This window comes from Mesorhizobium sp. WSM3868, from assembly GCF_002294785.1.
In the GTDB taxonomy this organism is placed as follows: Bacteria; Pseudomonadota; Alphaproteobacteria; order Rhizobiales; family Rhizobiaceae; genus Mesorhizobium.
Genome location: NZ_NSGB01000027.1, coordinates 12,129 through 35,000 on the forward strand (window position 1 = coordinate 12,129; position 22,872 = coordinate 35,000).

Annotated in this window: 17 protein-coding genes, 1 tRNA gene, 2 rRNA genes and 1 pseudogene (1 of these 21 cut by a window edge); 3 read left to right on the plus strand and 18 right to left on the minus strand. The window is 63.5% G+C overall.

The features are described from left to right. Position 1 precedes the first annotated feature (1 nt). The 5 genes from CK221_RS28050 to CK221_RS28070 form a co-directional block, all read right to left on the minus strand. Positions 2 to 763 carry a glucose 1-dehydrogenase gene (locus CK221_RS28050; protein WP_095780082.1) on the minus strand — a complete coding sequence of 254 codons (762 nt, stop codon included), beginning with the start codon at positions 761 to 763 and terminating at the stop codon, positions 2 to 4. An 11-nt stretch (positions 764 to 774) separates the two neighbouring features. Beyond that, a complete protein-coding gene (locus CK221_RS28055; RefSeq protein WP_066990030.1) occupies positions 775 to 1,587 on the minus strand; it encodes an ABC transporter permease in 813 nt (270 codons plus the stop codon). Further along, the gene (locus CK221_RS28060) at positions 1,587 to 2,450 is read right to left on the minus strand and encodes an ABC transporter permease (RefSeq protein WP_095780083.1); all 864 of its coding nucleotides are present in this window, start codon (positions 2,448 to 2,450) and stop codon (positions 1,587 to 1,589) included. Before CK221_RS28060 ends, CK221_RS28055 begins: the two co-directional genes overlap by 1 nt. A 74-nt stretch (positions 2,451 to 2,524) precedes the next feature. Further along, on the minus strand, positions 2,525 to 3,688 hold the full coding sequence (locus tag CK221_RS28065) for a spermidine/putrescine ABC transporter substrate-binding protein (protein ID WP_095780084.1): 1,164 nt from the start codon (positions 3,686 to 3,688) through the stop codon (positions 2,525 to 2,527). Then, a complete protein-coding gene (locus tag CK221_RS28070; RefSeq protein WP_095780085.1) occupies positions 3,669 to 4,805 on the minus strand; it encodes an ABC transporter ATP-binding protein in 1,137 nt (378 codons plus the stop codon). Before CK221_RS28070 ends, CK221_RS28065 begins: the two co-directional genes overlap by 20 nt. Positions 4,806 to 4,924: 119 nt before the next feature. Here CK221_RS28070 and CK221_RS28075 point away from each other — a divergent pair, with 119 nt between their 5' ends. The 3 genes from CK221_RS28075 (at position 4,925) to CK221_RS28085 (ending at position 8,280) form a co-directional block, all read left to right on the plus strand. Then, positions 4,925 to 5,734 carry a helix-turn-helix transcriptional regulator gene (locus CK221_RS28075; protein ID WP_095780086.1) on the plus strand — a complete coding sequence of 270 codons (810 nt, stop codon included), beginning with the start codon at positions 4,925 to 4,927 and terminating at the stop codon, positions 5,732 to 5,734. A gap of 205 nt (positions 5,735 to 5,939) precedes the next feature. Next, entirely contained in the window at positions 5,940 to 6,638 is a 699-nt protein-coding gene (locus tag CK221_RS28080; RefSeq protein ID WP_095780087.1) for a GntR family transcriptional regulator, read from the plus strand. A gap of 286 nt (positions 6,639 to 6,924) precedes the next feature. Continuing rightward, entirely contained in the window at positions 6,925 to 8,280 is a 1,356-nt protein-coding gene (locus tag CK221_RS28085; protein WP_067319031.1) for a glutamine synthetase family protein, read from the plus strand. Between the two features lie 12 nt (positions 8,281 to 8,292). On the opposite strand, the gene CK221_RS31150 is transcribed toward CK221_RS28085, so the two are convergent. The 13 genes and pseudogenes from CK221_RS31150 to CK221_RS28155 all read right to left on the minus strand — a co-directional run. Continuing rightward, on the minus strand, positions 8,293 to 8,730 hold the full coding sequence (locus CK221_RS31150) for an ABC transporter permease (RefSeq protein WP_280952199.1): 438 nt from the start codon (positions 8,728 to 8,730) through the stop codon (positions 8,293 to 8,295). A gap of 8 nt (positions 8,731 to 8,738) precedes the next feature. Beyond that, a complete protein-coding gene (locus CK221_RS31155) occupies positions 8,739 to 9,269 on the minus strand; it encodes a hypothetical protein (RefSeq protein WP_280952200.1) in 531 nt (176 codons plus the stop codon). Continuing rightward, on the minus strand, positions 9,266 to 10,786 hold the full coding sequence (locus CK221_RS28095) for a sugar ABC transporter ATP-binding protein (protein WP_095780088.1): 1,521 nt from the start codon (positions 10,784 to 10,786) through the stop codon (positions 9,266 to 9,268). The genes CK221_RS31155 and CK221_RS28095 overlap by 4 nt, the downstream gene beginning before the upstream one ends. A gap of 64 nt (positions 10,787 to 10,850) precedes the next feature. After that, positions 10,851 to 11,843, minus strand: coding sequence for a substrate-binding domain-containing protein (locus tag CK221_RS28100; protein WP_245430762.1), 993 nt, complete (start codon positions 11,841 to 11,843; stop codon positions 10,851 to 10,853). A gap of 94 nt (positions 11,844 to 11,937) precedes the next feature. Then, positions 11,938 to 12,705, minus strand: a complete 768-nt coding sequence (locus CK221_RS28105; RefSeq protein WP_095780089.1) for an SDR family oxidoreductase — start codon at positions 12,703 to 12,705, stop codon at positions 11,938 to 11,940. 2 nt (positions 12,706 to 12,707) lie between these two features. Further along, entirely contained in the window at positions 12,708 to 13,871 is a 1,164-nt protein-coding gene (gene dgoD, locus CK221_RS28110) for a galactonate dehydratase (protein WP_245430763.1), read from the minus strand. Between the two features lie 90 nt (positions 13,872 to 13,961). After that, positions 13,962 to 14,705 carry a FadR/GntR family transcriptional regulator gene (locus CK221_RS28115; RefSeq protein WP_082953630.1) on the minus strand — a complete coding sequence of 248 codons (744 nt, stop codon included), beginning with the start codon at positions 14,703 to 14,705 and terminating at the stop codon, positions 13,962 to 13,964. Positions 14,706 to 14,874: 169 nt separating this feature from the next. Next, a complete protein-coding gene (locus CK221_RS28120) occupies positions 14,875 to 15,516 on the minus strand; it encodes a ThuA domain-containing protein (protein ID WP_095780094.1) in 642 nt (213 codons plus the stop codon). 203 nt (positions 15,517 to 15,719) lie between these two features. After that, positions 15,720 to 16,895 carry an acetate/propionate family kinase gene (locus CK221_RS28125; protein ID WP_095780095.1) on the minus strand — a complete coding sequence of 392 codons (1,176 nt, stop codon included), beginning with the start codon at positions 16,893 to 16,895 and terminating at the stop codon, positions 15,720 to 15,722. 59 nt (positions 16,896 to 16,954) lie between these two features. Next, positions 16,955 to 19,335 (minus strand): annotated as a pseudogene (locus tag CK221_RS28130) (phosphoketolase family protein). A 1,519-nt stretch (positions 19,336 to 20,854) separates the two neighbouring features. Beyond that, positions 20,855 to 20,931: transfer RNA gene (locus CK221_RS28140), tRNA-Met, on the minus strand. A gap of 210 nt (positions 20,932 to 21,141) precedes the next feature. Further along, a 5S ribosomal RNA gene (gene rrf / locus CK221_RS28145) occupies positions 21,142 to 21,256 on the minus strand. 314 nt (positions 21,257 to 21,570) lie between these two features. After that, positions 21,571 to 22,872: ribosomal RNA gene (locus CK221_RS28155) — 23S ribosomal RNA — on the minus strand; it runs 1,589 nt beyond the window's last position.

Here is a 22,872-nt window from a genome sequence, read left to right on the forward strand (position 1 = left end):
CTCAGCCGATGCTTTCGCCGCCGTCGACGACCAGCGCCTGGCCGGTCATGAAGGACGAGCGGTCGGAGACCAGGAACAGGATTGCTTCGGCGATTTCCTGCGCGCTCGCCCAGCGCCCCATCGGGATCTTGGTCCGGACATAGTTTTCGATCGCGTTGCGTCCGCCCATCTGGGTGATGAACGGCTCGTTGAACGGCGTGTCGACCCAGCCCGGACAGAGCGCGTTGATGCGCACATTGTGCTTGGCGTAGTCGAGCGACATCTGCCTGGTCATCGCCACCACCGCATGCTTGGACGTAGCATAGGCGATCATCTCGCGATCGTAGAAGACGCCGGAATTGGACGCAGTGTTGAGGATGACGCCGCCGCCCTGCGCGATCATCGCCGGCATGACGGTCTTCGCCGCGAGGAACTGCGCCCGCACATTGATCCGCCACGACGCGTCCATGCCGTCGGTGCTGACTTCCGTCAGCGTGCCGCCGACCTGGATGCCGGCATGGCTGTGCAGGATATCGATCCGGCCGTGCTTGCCGAGCGTTCCCGCTATGAGGTCCTCGACCGCCGTGTCGCTGCCGACATCAGTCGCAACCGCTTCGGCGCGGCCGCGGGCTGCGCGGATAGCGGCCGCCGTGGCCTCGCCTGCCGCCGGATCCCGGTCGGCGATCACCACGACAGCCCCTTCCCGCGCCATGATCATGGCGCCGGCGCGCCCGATGCCCGACCCGGCGCCCGTCACCACGGCGATGCGATCTTTCAAAATCATGGATCTGTCTTTCACGGCGATGGTTTTCGTCGGCCGAGCTGCCATTGCGCGAGCAGGACGAGCAGCACCGAGGCGGCGAGCACGATCGTCGCGATGGCGTTGATCTCCGGCGTCACCCCGCGTCGGATCGAGGCAAAGACATAGATCGGCAAGGTCGTCTGCGCGCCGGCGACGAAGAAGGCGATGATGAAGTCGTCGAAGGAGAAGGTGAAGGCGAGCAGGAAGCCGGCAATCACAGCCGGCATGATCTGCGGCAGCACGATCGAGCGGAACGTCGTCAGCGGTGTTGCATAGAGATCGCTCGAGGCCTCGACCAGGTTGCGGTCGAGGCTGCTGAGCCGCGTGCCGACGATCATCGTCACCAGCGCCATCGAGAACAGGCCGTGCGCGGCGATGATCGAGCCGTAGCCGAGCGCCAGGCGCGGCGGCTGGTCGGTCGGCCAAACCGAAGCGAGGAACGGGTTAACGACGGCGAAGAGCTGCACCAGGGCCACCAGCGTCGAGATCCCGATGACGACGCCCGGCACAACGATCGCGGCACCCAGCAACGCGTCGAACACGCCCCTTGTCCGCGCGCCGACACGCTGCAGCCCGAGCGCCGCGGCCGTGCCGCAGAAGGCCGCGAGCAGCGCGCTGGTGGTGGCGATGAACAGGCTGTTCTTCAGCGCCTCGACCAGGAACGGGTTTGACAGCGCCTTGCCGTACCATTGCTCGGAGAAGCCGGTGAACTCGCTGGCGTGGTGGCCCGCATTGAACGAGAACAGCACGACCAGCGCGATCGGCAGATAGAGGAAAGCAAAGACGGCAACGACGAAGGCGCGCATCAGATCAGGTCCACGCGGCGGGCGCCCGAAAGCCGAGTCGAGAGGCGGTTGGCGATGATCAGCACCACGACCGAGACCAGCACCAGCGTGATGGCAATCGCCGATCCGAACGGCCAGTTGCGTGACTGCAAGAAGAGGTCGACCAAGGCGTTGCCGATGAAGAACACCTTGCCGCCGCCAAGCAGCGTCGGGATCAGATACTCGCCGAGCAGCAGGATCATCACCAGCGAGAAGCCGGTCATCACGCCCGGCAGCGACAGCCGGAGCGTGACGCCGAGGAAGGTCGATAGCGGCGTAGCACCCAGATCGGCGGACGCCTCGAGCAGCCGCCGGTCGAGCCGTTCGAGGCTGACATAAATCGGCAGGATCATCAGCGGAAGATAGCCATAGACGATGCCGAGCAGCACGGCGCCAGGCGTGTTGATCAGCCTGAGATCCTCGATGCCTATATAGGCGAGCAGGGCGGGAATGCCGCGCCCGCCAAGGATGTACATCCAGGCATAGGTGCGCATCAGAAGGCTGGTCCAGAACGGGATGACGATCAGCGCGAGCAGGATCAGCCGCCAGCGCTGCGGCGCGCGCAGCGCCAGGTAATAGGCGACGGGATAGGCAACGAGGAGGCAGGCCAGCGCGCCGACCGGCGCCAGCACCATCGTGTTCCAGAAGGCGGTCGCCCGTGCCGGCAGGTTGGCATATTGAGCGAAGGTGAACGCAGCCTGGTAGCCGCCCTCGGGTGCCCGCTCACCGACGCTGAAGACGGCGATGGCGACGAACGGCAAGACCAGGAACACGACGAGCCACAGCGTCGCCGGAGCGAGCAGCAGGGCCGTCAGGAGATTTTTGCGAAGGAAACTGCCGCGCATTGAAAAAGCCGCTTCGGCGCCGGCGGACCTTGGCCCGCCGGCGGTAAGAACTTGACCGGAGTTGGTGCCCTGACTCACGCGGCCTTGAAGCGCGCCATCAGCTCGGCGCGGCCCGGATCGGTGAGCGTCGCGGCGGCGCCGAACTCGAGCGGCTTCAGAAGCTCGGCGGCCGGATAGAGGATCGGGTTCTCGAGCACCTCCTTCGGCAGCAGCGCATTGACCCGCGCGTCGGTCGAGGGCGCGCCATTGGCCAGATGCTCCTTGACGGCGACCTTCGGGTTCATCAGGTAGTTGAGCAGCGCATAGCCGGCCGGCTTGTTCGGCGCGTCCTTCGGGATGGCGTAGAAGTCGGTCCAGATCTCGCCGCCCTCCTTGCCGAGCACATAGGCGATCTCAGGGATATCGCGATGAAGCTGCGCGCCGTCATTGGTCCAGCACATCGTCATCCAGGCGTCGCCCGAGCGCATCGATGGCTGATAGTCGCTCGACACCGCGAACAGATGCGGCTTGACCTTGAGCAGCAGTTCCTCGGCCTTGGCGAGCTCGTCCTGCTTCAGCGAGTTGAACGAGTAGCCGTGATATTTCAGCGCATTGCCGATCGTGGTCAGCTGGTAGTCATGCACCATGGTGCGGCCGTCGCCTTCCGCCATGGCCGTGTCCCAGAATTCCTTCCAGCTCGACATAGGCTTGGCGAGCTTCTTGGTGTTGACGGCAAAGCCGGTCGTGCCCCAGTTCTTCGGCACGGCGTAAATCGTGCCGTCGATCGTGCCTTCCGCGGTGAAGCGGGCATCTTCCTTGCTGCCGTCGAAATTGCCGAGCTTGGCCATGTCCAGCGGCTCGATGATGCCGAGCTTCTTATAGGTCGAGATGGTGTAGTTGGTCGGCACGAACAGGCTCCAGCCCGAGCCGCCGGCCTGCAGCTTGGCCAGCATCTCTTCGTTCGAACCGAAGACGTTGACCTCGACGGCCACGCCCGTCTCGGCCTTGAAGTTCTCGAAGGTCTGCGGGTCGTGATAGTTCGGCCAGGTGGCGATAGACATGCGGTCGCCGAGGTTCTCGGCAGCAAAGGCCGGTGTCGGCATGATGCCGAGCTCGCGCGCCATCACCGCGGTCGCGACACCAAGACCGGTGAGGCCAAGGAAGTCGCGTCGGCTGATCGAGCCGCGCTTCAGGCGCATCAATTGGTCGACGAATTTTTCGGGGCTTATCGGCAATCCGTCACGATAGGATTTTGACATGTTGGTCTTCCCTCTGGTTGGTCCCGTTGTTCTTAGGGTGCGGAAACGCCAGCGGCGCTCCGGCGGCGAAGCCGATGGCGACGGGTTCGCCCGGCTTGAAAAGGTTGCCCCGGCCAGTCACGTGATCGGCCTTGGTAAGCAATGATCCAATGCCCTGCACTTCGATCGCGTATTCCGCGGTCGAGCCAAGAAAGATGCGGTTCCGGACAATGCCCTTGAGACCGCCGCCTCCGGGCGCCGAGAGGCTGAGCGATTCCGGCCGAAGGCTGACGGATACGGCCTCGCCCCGGCTGAGCGGTACCCGCTTGCGCGCCGAAATCACCGTGCCGTCTGCGAGCGCCACGTCGACGAGGTCGCCGGAGAGCCCGGCCACCTTGCCGCTGAGCAGATTCGTCTTGCCGACGAAATCGGCGACGAACAGATCGGCCGGCTCGTCATAGATCTCGCTCGGCTGGCCGATTTGCACCACGCAGCCGCCATTCATGACGCACACGAAGTCGCTCATCGACAGCGCCTCCTCCTGATCGTGGGTGACCAGAACGAAGGTGATGCCGATTTCGCGCTGCAGGTTCTGCAGCTCGATCTGCATGTCTGTGCGCAGCTTCTTGTCGAGCGCCGCCAGCGGCTCGTCGAGCAACAGCACCGCAGGCTTGTTGACCAGCGCCCGGGCGAGCGCGACGCGCTGCTGCTGGCCGCCGGAAAGCTCGTGGATCTTGCGGCGTCCGTAGCCGGCAAGCTGCACCATGGCCAACGCCTCGCCTGCCTTCAGGCTGATCTCGCGCGATGACAGACGCGGCCTTGCCTGGCGCAGTCCGTAGGAGATGTTCTCCTCGACATCGAGATGCGGAAACAGCGCGTACTGCTGGAACACCATGTTGACCGGACGCCGGTAAGGCGGCGTTCCGGCCATGTCGCGGCCGCGGATCAGCACCTGCCCCTCGCTCGGCTGCTCGAAGCCGCCGATCATACGCAGGCATGTCGTCTTGCCGCAGCCGGATGGTCCGAGCAGGGCGACGAAGGCCGCGGGCGGGATGGCAAGGTCGATGCCGCTGACCGCCGTGACGGCGCCGTAGCGCTTGGTGACCGCGCGAAACTCGATATCGGGCACTGCAGTCAAGCCACGGGCTCCAGCGACAGCGTGAGGCAATCTTTGCAAAGCTAGCAGAGCCAATGGCGCCTAGTATATACCTCGCGGGTGGTATATTTAATTGATTTTAGCATTTCGAGGGGTATGAATTGAGCGCCTCCCGCAGCGACGACTACAACGCGCTCGGCGCCGTGATTGCCGCGGCGCGCGAGACCGGCGATCATTTCGGCAAGGCGATCGTCGGCTGGCTGCGCGGGCATGTCCGCTTCGATCACTGCGTCGTCTTCGGCTATCGGGGTGCTGCGCGGCCGCCGCTTCTGTTCGAGACCTTCTCGCCGGCCGAAAGCCACATCTTCGTCGCGCTCTATCAGGAGGGGCCCTATCTGCTCGACCCCTTCCATCACGCCGCGGTCGAGCGCAGGGAAGGCTTCTGGCGCATGCGCGAGTTGGCGCCGGACCGCTTCTATGCCAGCGAGTACTACCGCTCGTACTACAGCCAGACCCGGCTCGCCGAGGAGGTCGGCTTCTTCGTTCCGCTGGCCGGCAAGGATGCGCTGGTGCTGTCGCTGATGCGGCTGCGCGCCTCGGGGCCGTTCGGAACAGCCGACGCCAGGCTGTTGCGCGACATGGCTCCCGCGGTGGTCGGCTTCTGCCGACAGCGCTGGCCAGCCTTGCCTGCCGAAGAGACCACGGTTGCGCCGCCGGGCGAAGCCCTGGCGGTGACCAATGAGCTGGATCGCGCCCACATCTGGAAGAGCCTGTCGCTGACCTCGCGCGAGAAACAGGTCGTCGACCTGGTGCTCCAGGGTCACTCGACGGAATCGATCGCCAGGGCGCTCAGGATCGTCCCAGGGACCGTGAAGGTCCATCGCCGCAACATCTATCGCAAGCTCAAGATCAAGTCGCAGGCCGGCCTCTTCGCGCGCTTCGTCGAGATCATCGACGCGCGCATCGGATAGTGCGTCTCCAGCTAACTGGAACCGCTCCACGGCGCGCATGCCCAGGGGCGCCGTTCGGGTCAGGCAGGGAAGGCCGCCCCTGCCTCACTTGCGGCGCCGCGCGTTAACCGTCTATCGTGCGATCGAGGGCCGCCGGCCAAGTGTCGTGGTTGCAGACAGAGCGGCTAAACCAGATTTCAGGGACGGACGAAGTAGCGCATAGCCAATGGCCGACAAAACACAATTCGGACTGACTGCCCTCGACACAGTACCGCTGCATGAGAAAGTCTATCTGGAACTGGTGCGGGCGCTGATGTCGGGTCAGCTCCAGCCCGGCCAGAAGCTGACCTCGCGCAAGCTCGCCAAGGAGCTCGGCACCAGCGACATGCCGGTGCGCAGCGCCTTCATGCGGCTGCAGGCGCTCAGGGCGCTGAGCCCGATGCCGAACGGAAGCGTCGAGGTGCCGATGATTTCGGCCGACCGTTTCCAGCAGCTCACCGACGTGCGCATGGTCCTGGAAGGCACGGCCACCGAGCTCGCCACCAGCCTCATCAACGGCAACAATCTGCGCGCCATCCGCCGACATTGCACAGAGCTCACCCAGGCCGCCCGCAGTGGCGACATCGACGATTACCTGCGCAAGAATCACGACTTCAAGTTCTCGATCTACCGCCACTGCGGCAACGAGCAGATGATCTTCCTCATCGAGACCGTGTGGATGCAGGTGGGCCCCTTTCTCCGCAACCTACGCATCGGCTTCGAGGACGACCTCGCCGGCATTCTCGGCATCGACTATCATGAAGAGGTCGTGGCGGCGATCGAGGTCCAGGACGGCGAACGAGCCCGCGCGGCCATCGTGCGCGACATCGACGAGGGCGCGACGCACATTCTCAAACAGATCAAGTTTCCTGAATTGCGGCACTAATGCCTCAGCGTAGATCGAGGGATTGCCCTCGGCCATCACGATACCGGCCGGCTCACCGTTGACCGCGCAAATGCCCCCTTGGCTTTCCCCTAGCGGCCAGCTATGTTGCGATCGCAGATCGCAGCTATGGACCCAAAATGCCGCCCGATATCCCAGCTAGTGAATTGAAAAAATGAAGGAACATCGCCTGGAACCATCCGTGGCGACCTTCATAAACTCACAAGCTGTAGAATGGATATCGTAGCCGGAACGGCTGCAGCACCTCCGAAAGAACAGGGGCTGGAAATTGGGCGATGCAATTGCGGACGTTTTGAACTGGCTTGAAAGCAGAAGCGACATCCAGAGCCTGCGGGCCGCGGTGTGCGACCTGAACGGCATCATGCGCGGCAAGCGCATCCCGGTCGAGCAGGCGCGCAAGGCGCTCGAAGGCAAGCTGCGCATGCCTTATTCGCTGATCGGGCTCGACATCTGGGGAGAGGACATCGAAGGCAACGCCCAGGTTTTCTCGACCGGTGACGCCGACGGGCTTTGCCATTGGACCGGACGCGGCATCCTGCCCGTCAACTGGACGGCGCATCCGACGGCGCTTTTGCCCCTGTGGCTCGCCGACGAGGCCGGCGCACCCTATCTCGGCGATCCGCGCCGCGCGCTCGCCCGCATCCTCGACCGCTACGCAGCGCTTGGTCTGACGCCGGTTACCGCGACCGAGCTTGAATTCTATCTCGTCGATCCGACATCGCAGCGTCCGGTCGGTCCTGTCTCGCCGGTCACCGGCCGGCGTCTCGATTCCGATGCGGCGCTTTCGATCGACGAAATCGACGATTTCGAAGGCTTCATCCACGACATCTACGAAGCCTGCCGCATGCAGGGCATTCCGGTCGATACGGCGATCGCCGAGAACGGCGTCGGCCAGTTCGAGATCAACCTCAACCACGTTCCGGATGCCTTGCGCGCCGCGGACGACGCCGTGCTTTTCAAGCGCACGGTCAAGGGCATCGCGCGCAAGCACGGCTTTGCCGCCTGCTTCATGGCCAAGCCCTATGGCGAGCGCGCCGGCAACGGTTTCCATGTTCATTTCAGCGTGCTCGACAAGGACGGCCGCAACATCTTCGACGACGGCAGCGACCAGGGCTCCGACACCATGCGCCACGCCGTCGGCGGCCTGCTCGCGGCCATGGCCGAAAGCACGCTGGTGTTCGCGCCGCATTTCAATTCTTATCGCCGGCTGCGGCCACGGTCCTATGCGCCGACGGCTGTCGCCTGGGGCTACGAAAACCGCATGGTGGCGATCCGCATTCCAGGCGGCCCGTCTGCCGCGCGCCGCATCGAGCATCGCGTTTCCGGGGCCGACGCCAATCCCTATCTGGTGCTGGCGGCGATCCTGGGTGCCGCGCTGATGGGCATCGAGCGGCAGCTGTCGCCTGGCGAGCCGACCGGCGGCGAGGGACAGGGCCTCACGCTTGCCAAGCTGCCGCCTGACTGGGCCTCGGCGATCGCCGCCTTCGAGACCGGCAAGCGCGTCGCCGAAATCTTCCCGGCCGTGCTGCGCGACGCTTTCATCGCCTGCAAACGCCAGGAGTTGAACACCTTCGCGCTCAATGTCAGCGACTTCGAGATCGAGACCTATCTCGAAAGCGTCTAACCCCGCGCGGGGCTATTCTCCCGACCGGGCCCGCTGGCGCTCTTGCACGATGACGGCCAGGATCAGCAGCGCGCCCTTGGCGAGCAGCTGGTAGAAGGTCGGCACGGAGGTCAGGATCATGCCGTTGTTGAGGACGCCGATGATCAGCACCCCTAACATGGCGCCGATGATCGTGCCCTTGCCGCCCTGCAGCGCGCAGCCGCCGAGGATCGCGGCGGTGATAGCCTCGAGCTCCAGCCCCTGGCTGCCGGAGGCGGGCTGTCCGGACATGGTGCGGCTGGCGAGCACCAGACCCGCCACCGCCGCGGCGAAGCCGCTCATCGCATAGATCGAGATCTGATAGCGGCGGATCGGGATGCCGGCGAGCCGCGCCACCGTCGGATTGCCGCCGAGCGCGTAGATGTTGCGGCCGACGACCGTCTCACGGGTGAAAACGATGAAAGCCGCCATCGCCGCGATCAGCAGCCAGATGGCGAAGGGCAGCCCGAACAGCGTGCCGATGCCCAGCGCGCGCAGGCTGTCGCCGGTGTGCCGTTGTTCATCAGATAGGCGAGGCCGCGGAAGGCCGACATCGTGCCAAGCGTCGCGATCACCGCATTGACCGGCCCGTAGACGATGATCAGCCCGTTGACTGCGCCTGCCAGCAATCCGGCGAGCAGGCCGGCGAGGATGCCGGCGGGGATCGAGCCGGTTTCCTGGGCGGCGACGGCCAGCACCATCGTGCTCAGGCCGACGATCGACCCGACCGAGATGTCGAGCCCGCCCGATACGATGACGACGGTCTGCGCCATTGCCAGGATGCCGAGAATGGTGACCGCGAGGCCTATGTTGATCAGGTTGCGCGGCGTGAAGAAGACGTCCGGCCTCAACACGCCAAAGATCGCCAGCAGCACGACCAGAGCGATCAGCAGGCTGATGTTTTGCGCGCCGATGCGGCCAAACAGGCTGGCCGGCGCGCGCTCGCGTCCGGCGGTCGCGGTATCGGTCACGACACCCTCCTTTGGATTGCTTTCTTGTCCGAGCGCATGGCCAGCGCCAGCACCGCCTCCTCGCTCGCCTCTTGCCACGGCAGCTCGCCGCTGATGCGACCGCTCTGCATGACCAGGACGCGGTCGGCGAGGCCGAGCAGCTCCGGCATCTCCGAGGAGATGAGCAGGATGGCGAGGCCCTGGTCGGCCAGGCTCTCGATGAGCCTGTAGATCTCCGCTTTGGCGCCGACATCGATGCCGCGCGTCGGCTCGTCGAGGATGAGCACCGCCGGCCCCCGTGCCTGCCAGCGCGCGAAGACGACCTTCTGCTGGTTGCCCCCGGACAATTTCCCGACCGCCTGCTCGATCGACGGCGTCTTGACCCGGAGCTCGGCGACATGGCGGGCGACCAGCGCGCGCTCGCGCCTGCGGCTGAAGAAGCCGTAGCGCGACACCTTGTCGGGTACCACGAGGCTGACATTGTCGCGCACCGCCTGCATCAAAAGCAGGGCCTCCTGCTTGCGGTCCTCCGGCACCAGCCCGATTCCGGCGGCAACCGCATCCGCCGGCTCGCGCGGCCTGTAAGGCCGGCCGCCGACGGCCATCCGCCCGGAGAGCAGTGGATCGAGGCCGACGACGGCGCGCGCGACTTCCGTCCGTCCCGCGCCGACCAATCCGCCCAGGCCGACGATCTCGCCTGCCCTGACCTCGAAGCTGATCCCGTCGACGCGGCGTGTCGTGACGCCTTCGAGCGCCAGCCGGACCGGCCCGAGCGCGCGCACTTTTCGGTTGAACAGGTCGCTTACCGGCCTGCCGACCATCAGCCGCACCATGCGCTGCTCGTCGAGCGCCGCGATTGGTTCGTCGGCGACGCGGCTGCCGTCGCGCATCACCACGCACCGATCGGCAAGCTCGATGATCTCGCGCAGCCGGTGCGAGATGTAGATCACCGCGACGCCGTCGGCCTTCAGGCGCCGGATGACGCGGAACAGCCGTTGCGCCTCGTCCTCCGTCAAAGACGAGGTCGGCTCGTCGAAGGCAAGCAGCCGCGCGCCCGGCCGCAGCGCGCGCATGATTTCGATCAGCTGCCTGAGCGCCGGGCTCAGGCCATGGCAGCGCTGCCCGGGCGAAAGCACGTCGACCACGCCAAAGGTGCGCAACAGGTCGAGACTGCGTCTTTCGAGATCAGCGCGGTCGAGAAAAATCCCGCCCCGCGCCTTGATGTCCCCGATGAAGATGTTTTCCGCCACCGTAAGCTCCGGGATGATCTCCGGCTCCTGATGGATGACGCGGATGCCCGAGCCGTGTGCGGCGCGCGGCGAGCTGAGCTGCACCGGCTGCCCGTCGACCAGAACCCGGCCGCTATCCGGCCGATGCTCGCCCTCCAGCACGCGCATCAGCGTCGACTTGCCGGCGCCGTTCTCGCCGATCAGCGCGGTGATCTCGCCGACGTTGAAAGCGACCGACACGTCGCGCAGCGCCTGCACGGCGCCGAAGCGCTTGCTGACGCCTTCGACAGAAACGACGGGCACGGTCATGGGCGGGAGGCTCCCTTTGAAGCCGCCCGCCCGAAGGCCATCCGCTCCGAGCCCGAAAGGGAGCCTAGGACTTGCAACCGAGAGTGTCCTTGAACTTGGCGAAGTTCTCGCCGCTGATCAGCGTGGCGTCCTGGAAATAGTCCTTCTGCATCTCCTTGCCGGTGGCTTGGTCGTAGAGCGCCTGGATGGCGGCGGCGCCGTGCTTGGCGCTGTCTAGCCACATCGTGCCGCGGAAGCCCGTCGGCTTGCCGGAACCGAAGGCCTCGCAGGAGCGGGAGCCGTCGATGCCGATGCCGATGACGTTCTCCGGCTTCATGCCGGCATTCTCCGTGGCGCGCACGCCGCCCAGCACGCCGTCGTCATTGCAGGAGTAGAAGATCCACTTCTCGGCGTCCGGATTGGCCGTCAGCGTCGTCGACACGACATCGATCGAGTTGACCATCGTGTTGTCGTAGGGAATCGAAACGATGCGCGACTTGATCTCCGGGATCGCTGCGACCAGCGCTTGCTCCGCGCCCTTGTTGCGGCGCATGCAGGTGTCGGCCTTCTGGTCCTCGATCGAGCCGACGCGCACCTTGGAGAGGTCCTTGTCCCAGCCTTCGGCCTTGACGATGCGGGCAATCTCGCCGCCGACCTGCTTGCCGATGTTGAGCGCGTTCATGCCGACATAGGCGACAGGCGTGCCGTCGGCGAAGGCGATGTCGTCGTCGACAGCAATCAGGCCGATCTTGGCGGCCTTTGCTTTGTCGGCGACGACCGGGCCGAGCGACCGGTCCGGCACCACCACGGCGATGCCCTTGACGCCGTCGCCGACATAGGTGTCGAAGGTGGTCACGGCGAGGTTGGCGTCGAACTGAACGTCCTGGACAAGCAGGTCGACGCCGAGCTCGGCGGCCTTGTCCTTGGCACCCTTCACCTCGCGGACGAACCAGGGATGGTCGCCCATCTTGTTGATATAGCCGAACTTCATCTTGTCCTGCGCGCCGGCGCCATGGACCGTCAGCGCGACGGCTGCGGTCGCGGCCACAGCAAGCCACGTCCTGATCATGCGTTTCATGGTTTCCTCCTCCATATCGATCCCGGCCGGCGGGAGTCCTTTTTGCTTGAAGACGTTTCCGGCGACCGGCCGCCGGTGCGAAACCTCATTCGTGTTAGAGAACCGAGCGCCCGCCATCGATGACGATGCAGGCCGCGTTGATGAACGGGGCCTCGTCGGAGCCGAGGAAGACGGCAGTCATCGCCACCTCCTCCGGCCGCCCGATGCGGCGCGGCGGGTGCAGGTCGTAGGTGCGCTGGCGCTCCGCCTGCGGATCAGGAAAGGTGTTCCAGTAGTCGACCGCGATCTGCGTCTCGATGTAGCCGGGTGCGATCGCGTTCACGCGAACACCTTCGGCCGCGTATTGAACGCCGAGCGATCGTACCAGGCCGAGGAGTCCGTGCTTGGCAACCGGATAGGGAAAGGTCGAGGGGATGATCGCGAAAGAATGGCACGAAGCGATCGCCACGATCGAACCCTGCGTCTGAGCCCGCATCGCCGGCAGCACGGCGCGCGCCGAATACCACACCCCGTCGAGATCGACGGCAAAGCAGCGCCGCCATTCCTCTTCCGTGGTTTCCAGCGGTTCGTGGAAAACGTTGATGCCGGCATTGGCGACCAGCACGTCGATGCGGCCGAAGGTGGCAAGCGCTTGCTCGGCCATCGCTTTGCAGGATGCGATATCGGCGACGTCGGTCTCCACGAACAGCGCCCGAGCGCCGGCTTCGACCAGCGACGCGGCAACGCTCTTTCCGCTGAGCGCATCCTTTTCAGCCACGACGATGGCCGCACCCTCGGCGGCCATCGCGCGCGCCGTCGCCTCGCCGATGCCGCGCCCGGCGCCGGTGACAATCACCACCTTGTCCTTCAGTCGCCCGGCCATGGTCACCAGTCCACGATGGTGCCGTCGGCAAGGACGGCATTGGTGGTGTGCATGACCTCCGGCCTGTAGGGATGCCGGTCGGCGACCGCTTCGTCGACCTCGACGCCGAGCCCGGGCGCATCCGGCACCTGCCAGCAGCCGTCGATCATGCGGATCGGCCCCTTCACCACCTCGAAATACCAGGGCACGGCACCGACCATCTCTTCCTGGATCAGGTGATTGGGCGTGGAGACCGCGAAATGCAGCGCCGCCGCGCCGGCGATCGGACCGAGCGGATTGTGCGGCGCCACACCCACCGAGACCGCCTCGGCCATGGCGGCGATTTTCTTCGCCTCGAGCAGGCCGCCGCAGTGGCAGATGTCCGGCTGCACGATGTCGACCGCCCTTGCCCGGAAAAGGTCGTCGAATTCGGGACGATCGATCAGCCGCTCGCCGGTGGCGATCGGCACGCGCGATTTGGCGACGAGCTGCGCCAGCGCGCCGGTCTCGCCCGGCGGCAGCGGCTCCTCGACGAACATCGGCCTGTAAGCGGCAAGCGCGTCGATATAGGCGAGCGCGGTGGAGGCCGAGGCGGGACGGCCGTGGAAATCGACCATGATCTCGACTTCGGGACCGACTGTCTTGCGCAGCGCCTCCATTAGGCGGCCGACCTTGTCGACCTCGACGAGCGGCGCATGATAGTGGCTGTAGGGGATGAAGACGGCCTTCAGCGCGCGATAGCCCGTGGCAACCACTTCGGAGGCGCGCCGCACCAACGGCTCGGTCTCCAACGTTTCGTAGACGGCGCGCATGTCGCCGAGGCCGAGATGCGTGTAGACCTTGACCCGGTCGCGCACCTTGCCGCCGAGCAAGCGCCAGACCGGCTGATCGAGCCATTTGCCAAAAATGTCCCAGAGCGCCAGCTCGATGCCGGAAACCGCCGACATGCCGACGACGCCGAGCCGCCAGAACGAGTGCTTTTTGAGGATGCGCACCGCCTGCTCGATGTCGCGCGGGTCGCGGCCGACCAGAAGCGGCGCGAGGTCGTTGACGGCGCCGACGACGGCCTGGGTCTTCCATTCCAGCGTCGCCTCGCCCCAACCGTAGAGGCCCGGCTGGTCGGTCTCGACACGCACAAACACCCAGTTGCGCATATCCGCGTTCACGACGCGCGTGGTGATGGCCACGATCCTCAAGCGCAACTCCTCCCATGACGCTAATTAGATCATATGAAATTGAAATATCATATGATAAAAAATGACGTCAAGCCGGAAACGTCACCCTCTGGCGTGAAGATCGTCGGCGGCGATGTCAAGCAGCCTGTTCATGGCGCCGCGGGCGCCGGCGGTATCGCGGACGCGGATCGCCTCCAGCACCGCGACATGCGCCGACAGCGCGCGCGATTGCGCCTCCATCAACGGATTGGTGACCAGGAAGGTGGCGCGCAGGGCAGCTTCCAGCATGCCGACCAGCCCCTTGAGCACGACATTATGGCTGGCGGCGATGACGCCCTTGTGGAAGGCGAGGTCCGCCTGGCAGACCGCGTTGAGGTCGCCCGGGATATTGTCGCGCATGCCGACGACCGCGCGTTCGATTTCGGCGAGATCGGCGGCGCTGGCGCGCCTTGCCGCAAGCTCGGCCGCCGCCGGCTCGAAGATGCGGCGCGCCTCGAGCAGGCCGGAAACCAGCTCCTCGTCATCCTGGATGGAAGGGTGCCAGCCGAGCACCACCGGGTCGAGCAGGCGCCAGCTGTCGCGCGGCAGCACGCGCACGCCCGCCCGCCGCCTGGCCTCGACAAGACCTTTCGCCGACAGCACCTTGACCGCTTCCCGAACCGAGGTGCGGCTGACGCCCAGCATGGCGCAGAGCTCCTCCTCGCGCGGCAAGGCTGCACCGGGAGCATAGTCGCCGCCCAGGATGCGGCTGCCCAGCACGCTGACGACGGCGTTGTGCACGCTTGCGCCGCCCTGGTCGACCGAAGGCATCCACCCGGTTGCGTCCGAAGGAACGATATTTTCCACGCAATCCTCTCCCGATAGAGCAAGTTGCTGCCGGCAGTTGTATGAAAGCTTACGTCTTATGTAAATCACTCATTCATATGATCTGTTATGATCATAGGAGCGGGTCGGTGATGCTTTCGGTTCGGGAAATCCGGCCGCCACCGGCGTCAGCCCGCACCGACGGGCGCGCTCAGCGTGCCGCCCACACAAGTCCGCGGCGCAGGATGGTGCGCATCTGCGGCACCTCGAATTCCTTGGCCGCGTGGCCGAGCGACGAATAGAACACCCGCCCTTTGCCGTGCCGGCGCTTCCAAACCACGGGCATGACAACGCCGGCGATCCACGGCGCGTGCTCGCCCGAGAAGGTGGTGGTCGCCAGCACGTCGTTCGATGGATCGACATGCATGTAATATTGCTCGGAGCGGTATTGGAAATCGTCGATGCCTGCCACGATCGGGTCGTCGCGCCGCACGATATTCACACGATAGTCGATGATGTTGCCGGGATGGGCAACCCACTGGCCGCCGCACATGAACTGGTAGTCCGTCGATTCGCGAAACGCGTCGCCCATGCCGCCGTGATAGCCGCCGAGGCCGACGCCGTTTTCGACCGCTTTGCTGAGGTTCGCCTCTTCGGCCTTGGCGAGCTTGGACATGGTGTAGATCGGCACGATCAGGCTGAGGTCGGCGATCGCCGGGTCGGCGAACACCGCGGTCGTATTTTCCAAGCGCACGGCAAAGCCTTCCTCCTCAAGCATCGCTTTGACGACTCGCGCCCCGGCTTCGGGTTCATGCCCTTCCCAGCCGCCCCATACGATCAGTGCCTGCCGCATCTTCCGCTCCTTATGCATTTGGCCGCGCGGCCGGATATAGGGCGCGAGGCGCCGGGCTGACCATCGCCGAGTCGAGCTTGAAGGGAAAGTAAGGCGAACGAAAACGGCCCGCGCGACGCCCGATCGCCCGACGCTCGTCCTGGTTCAGCGGAAGCTCTGCGCCAAGTTACCGAGCTAATCCCTGCGATCCTGCCGCGGGCAGATCAGACCGTGTCGAGGTCGAGGAGCTGCGTGGCCACGGCACGTTCCTCGTCGGCCGGAATGACAAGAACATCGACGCTGGACTCTCGCGCGCTGACCAGCGCTTCGCCGCTGCGATTTAAACCGTGGTCGACCACGACACCAAGCCAGGCAGCAGCCTCGCAGATCTCTTGCCGGATCTGCCATGCATTTTCGCCGATGCCGGCGGTGAACACGAGCGTGTCGAGGCCTCCAAGCGCGGCCGCGAGCGATCCGATCTCACGTCCGGCGCGATAGACGAAGAGCGCGACGGCGCGCGCCGCCGCCGGGTCTTTCGACCCAAGCAGCGCCTGCATGTCTCCGGAAATGCCGGATACGCCCAGCAGGCCGGACTGCTCGTAGAGCAATTCGGCCACTCGGTCGGCCGACAGCTTGCGCTCCTGCAGAAGGTGCAGGATCACGCCAGGATCGATGGCGCCGCAACGGGTGCTCATGACGAGGCCGTCAAGCGTCGAAAAACCCATGGTCGTGGCGAGGCTTACCCCTGCCTTCATCGCACACAGGCTCGCGCCGCTGCCGAGATGGGCGGCAATCGTTCGGCCACCGGCAGCGTCGCCGTAGCGCTCGCGGAGCTTCGCTGCAATGTGCCTGTAGGAGAGCCCGTGGAAGCCGTAGGAGACGATGCCCCGTTCCGACATCTCGCGCGGCAAGCCATAGAGCCTGGCAAGCTCCGGACGCGCCGTGTGAAAGGCCGTATCGAAGCAGCCGACTTGCTTGGCTTCCGGCAAAAGCCGACCGGCCAGATGGACGATCTCCAGGTTGATCGCCTGATGGATCGGTGCGAGCGGCTCAAGCCTATGCAGCGCGTCGAGCGTGCGCTCGTCGAGCAAGGTCGCTTGGGTAAGTTCTTGCCCGCCATGGACGATGCGGTGCCCGACAGTGCCGATCCGGCGCAAAAGAGCGTGATCCTCGAGATAGGAAGCTATGGCCTCGAACGCCTTGGCCATCCCGATCGGTCGGTCTCCCAGGCTCCTGTCGATTTCGCGTGACAATTCTGAGGGCGCGACCTGCAATCGTGGATGATGTCCGATCGACGACACGCTGCCACGCACCAGCAGGTGAAGCTCGCTTCGCTGCTGAAACACGGCGAACTTCAGGCTTGAGGAGCCGCCGTTGAGGACGAGAATGGCATCGGTCATGGTCGGCCGGTCCCGGCCAATCGTGCGCTCGTCCATTTGGACTGACGCTTCGGCATCGACTACTGCTCCCATTTCCAGCCGAGGACCTCGGGCATGTCCTGCCCATGCTCGCGGATATAGGCCCGGTGTTCGATCAGCTTGCCTTCCATTGCCTGCTTCAGCCGGATATGCGCGCCGGCCGGCTCGGGAATGCGGTCGAGCACGCCCAATACGAGATGATAGCGGTCGAGGCCATTGAGCACGGTCATGTCGAAGGGCGTCGTCGTCGTCCCTTCCTCATTGTAGCCGCGCACGTGGATGTTGTCGTGGTTGGTCCGCCGGTAAGTCAGGCGATGGATGGTCCATGGATAGCCGTGATACGCGAAGATGACTGGCTTATCGGCCGTGAAAAACGCGTCGAATTCACGATCCGACAGGCCGTGCGGGTGGTGTTCCTTGGGCTGCAAAGTCATCAGGTCGACGATGTTGACCACCCGCACCTTGAGGCCGGGAACGTGGCGTTTCAGAATTTGGACCGCGGCCAGCGTCTCAAGCGTCGGCACGTCGCCGGCGCAGGCCATCACCACATCCGGCTCTGCCCCGCCGTCGGTCGACGCCCACTCCCATATGCCGATACCGGCCTTGCAGTGGACTTTCGCCTCGGTGATCGACAGCCACTGCCAGGAATTGGCTTTGCCGGCGACGATCACGTTGATGCGGTTCCATGTCCGAAGCACATGATCCGTCACGCAAAGCAGGCTGTTGGCATCCGCCGGCAGATAGACGCGCACGATGTCCGCCTTCTTGTTCAAGGCGACATCGATGAAGCCCGGATCCTGATGGCTGAAGCCATTGTGCTCCTGCTGCCAGACATGGCTCGACAACAAATAGTTCAAGGACGCAATCGGCCGCCGCCACGGCAGCTTGCCGCAGGCATCCAGCCATTTCGCATGCTGGTTGAACATGGAATCGACAATGTGCGTGAAGGCCTCGTAGCAGGAGAACAGGCCGTGCCGGCCGGTAAGCAGATAGCCTTCCAGCCAGCCCTGACAGGTATGCTCGGACAGGATTTCCAGAACCCTGCCTTCGCGGCCGAGATGCACATCTTCGGGCAGAATCTTTTCCATCCAGGCGCGCTCGGTCACCTCGAAGACGTCCTGCAGCCGGTTCGAAGCCGTCTCGTCGGGACCGACAATGCGGAAGTTTTCGGCGCTTTGGTTCAATGCCATGACGTCGCGCAGGAAACCGCCCATCACACGGGTCGACTCTGCTTTCACGCCGCCGGGCTGCTGGACAGATACGGCATGCTCTTGCAGGCTTGGCAGTTGGAGGGAGCGGCGCAGCAGGCCGCCATTGGCATGCGGATTGGCGCTCATGCGTCTGCCGCCTTGCGGGGCAGTGGCGCGGATCATGGCCACTGGCGCGCCCTCGGCATCGAAAAGCTCTTCGGGCCGATAACTTCTCAGCCACTCCTCGAGCATCTTCAGATGCGCAGGGTTTTCGGCGAGACCGGAGAGCGGAACCTGATGCGCGCGCCAGAATCCTTCGGTCTTCAGCCCGTCGATCTCCTTGGGGCCTGTCCAGCCCTTCGGGCTTCTAAGGATGATCATCGGCCATTTCGGCCGGCCGTCGGCAGTCTCTCCGCCGCTGCGCGCCGCCTGCTGAATTGCCTGGATGCGGTCCAGCGCATCGTCGAGTACGACGGCCATCCGCTCATGCATCAGGGGCGGATCGTCACCCTCGACGAACAGCGGTTCGTAGCCATAGCCGACGAATAGCGCCCGCAATTCTTCGTCAGAGATGCGGGCGAGAATGGTGGGACTGGCGATCTTATAGCCGTTGAGATGGAGGATCGGCAGCACCGCGCCGTCCTGCGCCGGGTTGAGGAACTTGTTGCAGTGCCAGGATGTGGCGAGCGGGCCGGTTTCCGCCTCGCCGTCGCCGACGACGCAGGCGACGATAAGATCCGGGTTGTCGAAGGCCGCGCCAAAGGCATGCGAAAGCGCGTAGCCGAGCTCGCCGCCTTCATGGATCGACCCGGGCACATCGGGAGCGGCATGGCTCGGGATGCCTCCCGGAAAGGAAAACTGCCGGAAGAGCGTCCTCATTCCGGCCTCTTCGAGGGAAATATCCGGATTGATCTCGCTATAGGTGCCTTCGAGATAGCTGTTTGCAACCATGGCCGGTCCGCCATGGCCGGGGCTCAGATGTAAATAACGTCGACATCGCGAAGTCTGATCGCGCGGTTGAGATGCGCGTATATGAAGCTGAGGCCCGGCGAGGTTCCCCAATGCCCAAGCAGCCTGGGCTTGACGTGCGCCAGCCGAAGCGGCTCGCGAAGCAGCGGATTGTCGAGCAGATAGATCTGCCCGACAGTCAGGTAGTTGGCGGCACGCCAGTAGGCATCGATGTCGTGCAGCTCCTGTGCGGACAAGCGATTGGTGCTGGGATGCGTGGTCATGTCCGTTTCCTTCGCTGTTCCAAACCCACCCGGCTGAGACACAACGCATGGACGTCGCCGCCGGTTCATGACCGGTCGGCGCCACAAGCGGGCCCCATTGGGACACGCGGCCCACCGCCAGGACATGAAGGCCAAATAGACCCGCATTGGTTCTCCCAACCGTTCTCAAGCTGGAACGGCTTGCTACGGACCCGGGTGTTGCCAAGCCGTCGGCGCCGGCCGATAGTGGCTACGCCATGAATAGAATGAAAAACCTATACATATTTGCTACATTGGTAGCAGTTATTGCCTTTTTGTTGATTGCCACCGGATATGGGGAATGGATAGTTGTGGTCGGCTCTGGATCCACAGACGGAGATACCGTCAGGAAGGGCGCTATTTCTATTCTTGCTGTCTGTTCTAATGTCTTATGGATACTTTAAGTACGATTACCATGAAAGACGGTTGAAGGGAGCTTTCAATAGCAAGGATGCGTCAATAATTAGAGCGGTCCAGGTAATATTGTGTATAGGGTCATGTGTATTTTTACTTACTGTTTCGTGATGGCGGCACAATGCTTCGCGGCTTGAAGCGGGCCGGCAAAGTTGCCATTCTGGAGGAGGCGGACAGATAGTCTGCATCCGACACAAACACGACCATCACCGCTTGATCACGCGCTTAGCCTCTGGGAACTTCTCAAAACACAGACGCCTGACGATCGTGAGATCGCCGGGACGCTGAGGTCGTGACGTCGAGTCTGCAAAGTCGCCGAATGGCGAAGCGCAACGAAAAGGTGCTTCGCTCCGACCGGCCGAACGCCGGGGTGAGGTTGCTTACAGGGGCTGATCGCGCTGATAAGAAGCAATGAGCCGGCGCGTCGTCTACTGGCTGCGCGCCAACGTGCCATGGTACTGGACGAGTTGCGCGAACAGTAGTGATCTCTCCTGCTAGGCCCCGTGGGTTTTGAGAGTTTGCCGTCGGCCGGAATCCGGTTTCGGCAGGGGCGACCCCGGGTGCGCGCCCAACATGACTGTCGTTTTCACCAGCGTGTTCGGCGGGCGCCTGCATAGGACGAGGGAATGACTCACGGGCAAAACAATTATCAGTCACGAGAGAACCGAGTTGGGGTTCGGGAGCTCTTGCTGCGCGATTGGGATCCTGTCGGTGTTTCCGGCATACCACAGGCCTCCGACAAATATGATGCCTACGCAGACATGGCCTACGTCATGCTGATGCACGAAAGAGCCACCGCGAGCGACATCGCAGCCTATCTATTCGCTGTAGCCACGGAGATATGGGATTAACGGACCGCGGACAGCTGGCTGCGAGAAGCCACCGGGTCGCCAAGCTTCTGGTCAGCCTCCGACCTGAGTTCGGCAACCACTGACGGCAATTCGCCCAATATCGGAACCACCGCAGCCTTTCGCGGAGGGTTACGGAACGATTGGCTTCGCCTAGTCCGAACAACAACGATCGCGCGCTCACTAAACAACAAAGCCGTCTCGATCAGATCGAGACGGCCAGAGATTTATGAAGAAAGTGGTTGCGGGGACAGGATTTGAACCTGTGACCTTCAGGTTATGAGCCTGACGAGCTACCGGGCTGCTCCACCCCGCGTCAAGATAGAGGTAAGTTTGCGCTTACCGTATTCAAGGGACCGCCCAATGAAAGGGCCGCTTGCGCGGCCCGGGATCCCGTTTGGCGGGCCTCATGCATGTCGCTCAAAAGTGTTAGCGGTTTTGAGGCAACGACATGCATCACAACAATCGCAAGGAGAAGATTTGTCTGCATCCGGATCCGGATGTGAGATGAACGTGCGCTTGGCAGACCTGGCAGCGACCTACTCTCCCGCGTCTTGAGACGAAGTACCATCAGCGCTGGAGCGTTTCACGGCCGAGTTCGGAATGGGATCGGGTGCAGCCGCTCCGCCATAACCACCAGGTCGGCGAAACGCACGTTCAAATCGAGAAGCTGTTCAAGCGCGATCCGGAGGATCGTCGCGGCGCGATCAAGGATCGTCGCGGCGCGATCAAGGATGGTCGCCAAGCGCGATCCAAAGGATCGTCGCAGCGCGATCCAAAGGATCGTCGTTTTTGTGCCAAGGCGACGTCTGCGTTTTGCCTACGGGCGAAGCCCGCAAGCGCGACTGCGCGTCGCCGGTCGTCCGGCGCCCGCGGAGCATAGGCCCGTAAGGGCCGCTCATGCGCGAGCGCTGGCAGACCATCCGACTTTGTCGGATGGATATTAGGAATGAGAACGATCAAGCCGATCGAACTATTAGTACCGGTAAGCTTCAAGCGTTGCCGCTCTTCCACACCCGGCCTATCAACGTGGTCGTCTTCCACGGTTCTCAGGGAATACTCGTTTCAAGGTGGGTTTCCCGCTTAGATGCCTTCAGCGGTTATCCCGTCCGGATATAGCTACCCTGCAATGCGGCTGGCGCCACAACAGGTCCACCAGAGATCCGTCCATCCCGGTCCTCTCGTACTAGGGACAGATCCTTTCAATATTCCTACACCCACGGCAGATAGGGACCGAACTGTCTCACGACGTTCTGAACCCAACTCACGTACCGCTTTAAATGGCGAACAGCCATACCCTTGGGACCTGCTCCAGCCCCAGGATGCGATGAGTCGACATCGAGGTGCCAAACAACCCCGTCGATATGGACTCTTGGGGGTCATCAGCCTGTTATCCCCGGCGTACCTTTTATCCGTTGAGCGATGGCCCTTCCACACGGGACCACCGGATCACTATGACCGACTTTCGTCTCTGCTCGACTTGTCAGTCTCGCAGTCAGGCAGGCTTATGCCATTGCACTCAGCGAACGATTTCCGACCGTTCTGAGCCCACCATCGCGCGCCTCCGTTACTCTTTAGGAGGCGACCGCCCCAGTCAAACTACCCACCATACATTGTCCCGGACCCGGATAACGGGCCGCGGTTAGACATCCATAGTGATAAGGGTGGTATTTCAAGGGTGGCTCCACCTGAGCTGGCGCCCAGGCTTCAAAGCCTACCACCTATCCTACACATGCCACTACGAATGCCAATGTAAAGCTATAGTAAAGGTGCACGGGGTCTTTCCGTCTAACCGCAGGAACCCCGCATCTTCACGGGGAATTCAATTTCACTGAGTCTATGCTGGAGACAGCGGGGAAGTCGTTACGCCATTCGTGCAGGTCGGAACTTACCCGACAAGGAATTTCGCTACCTTAGGACCGTTATAGTTACGGCCGCCGTTTACTGGGGCTTCGATTCAGAGCTTGCACCCCTCCTCTTAACCTTCCAGCACCGGGCAGGCGTCAGACCCTATACGTCGTCTTGCGACTTCGCAGAGCCCTGTGTTTTTGATAAACAGTCGCTACCCCCTGGTCTGTGCCACCCTCCTCTGCTTGCGCAAAAAAGGGTCACGCTTCTTCCGAAGTTACGCGTGCAATTTGCCGAGTTCCTTCAGCATAGTTCTCTCAAGCGCCTTGGTATACTCTACCAGACCACCAGTGTCGGTTTCGGGTACGGTCTATAAGGAGGAGCTATTTCCTGGAACCACTCCGCTGCC

Excerpts from the sequence above, each read along its gene's own strand:
- CK221_RS28050 (WP_095780082.1), bottom strand. The coding sequence starts at position 763 with ATGATTTTGAAAGATCGCATCGCCGTGGTGACGGGCGCCGGGTCGGGC.
- CK221_RS28055 (WP_066990030.1), bottom strand. The coding sequence starts at position 1,587 with ATGCGCGCCTTCGTCGTTGCCGTCTTTGCTTTCCTCTATCTGCCGATC.
- CK221_RS28060 (WP_095780083.1), bottom strand. The coding sequence starts at position 2,450 with ATGCGCGGCAGTTTCCTTCGCAAAAATCTCCTGACGGCCCTGCTGCTC.
- CK221_RS28065 (WP_095780084.1), bottom strand. The coding sequence starts at position 3,688 with ATGTCAAAATCCTATCGTGACGGATTGCCGATAAGCCCCGAAAAATTC.
- CK221_RS28080 (WP_095780087.1), top strand. The coding sequence starts at position 5,940 with ATGGCCGACAAAACACAATTCGGACTGACTGCCCTCGACACAGTACCG.
- CK221_RS31150 (WP_280952199.1), bottom strand. The coding sequence starts at position 8,730 with ATGGCGGCTTTCATCGTTTTCACCCGTGAGACGGTCGTCGGCCGCAAC.
- CK221_RS28095 (WP_095780088.1), bottom strand. The coding sequence starts at position 10,786 with ATGACCGTGCCCGTCGTTTCTGTCGAAGGCGTCAGCAAGCGCTTCGGC.
- CK221_RS28100 (WP_245430762.1), bottom strand. The coding sequence starts at position 11,843 with ATGAAACGCATGATCAGGACGTGGCTTGCTGTGGCCGCGACCGCAGCC.
- CK221_RS28105 (WP_095780089.1), bottom strand. The coding sequence starts at position 12,705 with ATGGCCGGGCGACTGAAGGACAAGGTGGTGATTGTCACCGGCGCCGGG.
- CK221_RS28120 (WP_095780094.1), bottom strand. The coding sequence starts at position 15,516 with ATGCGGCAGGCACTGATCGTATGGGGCGGCTGGGAAGGGCATGAACCC.
- CK221_RS28125 (WP_095780095.1), bottom strand. The coding sequence starts at position 16,895 with ATGACCGATGCCATTCTCGTCCTCAACGGCGGCTCCTCAAGCCTGAAG.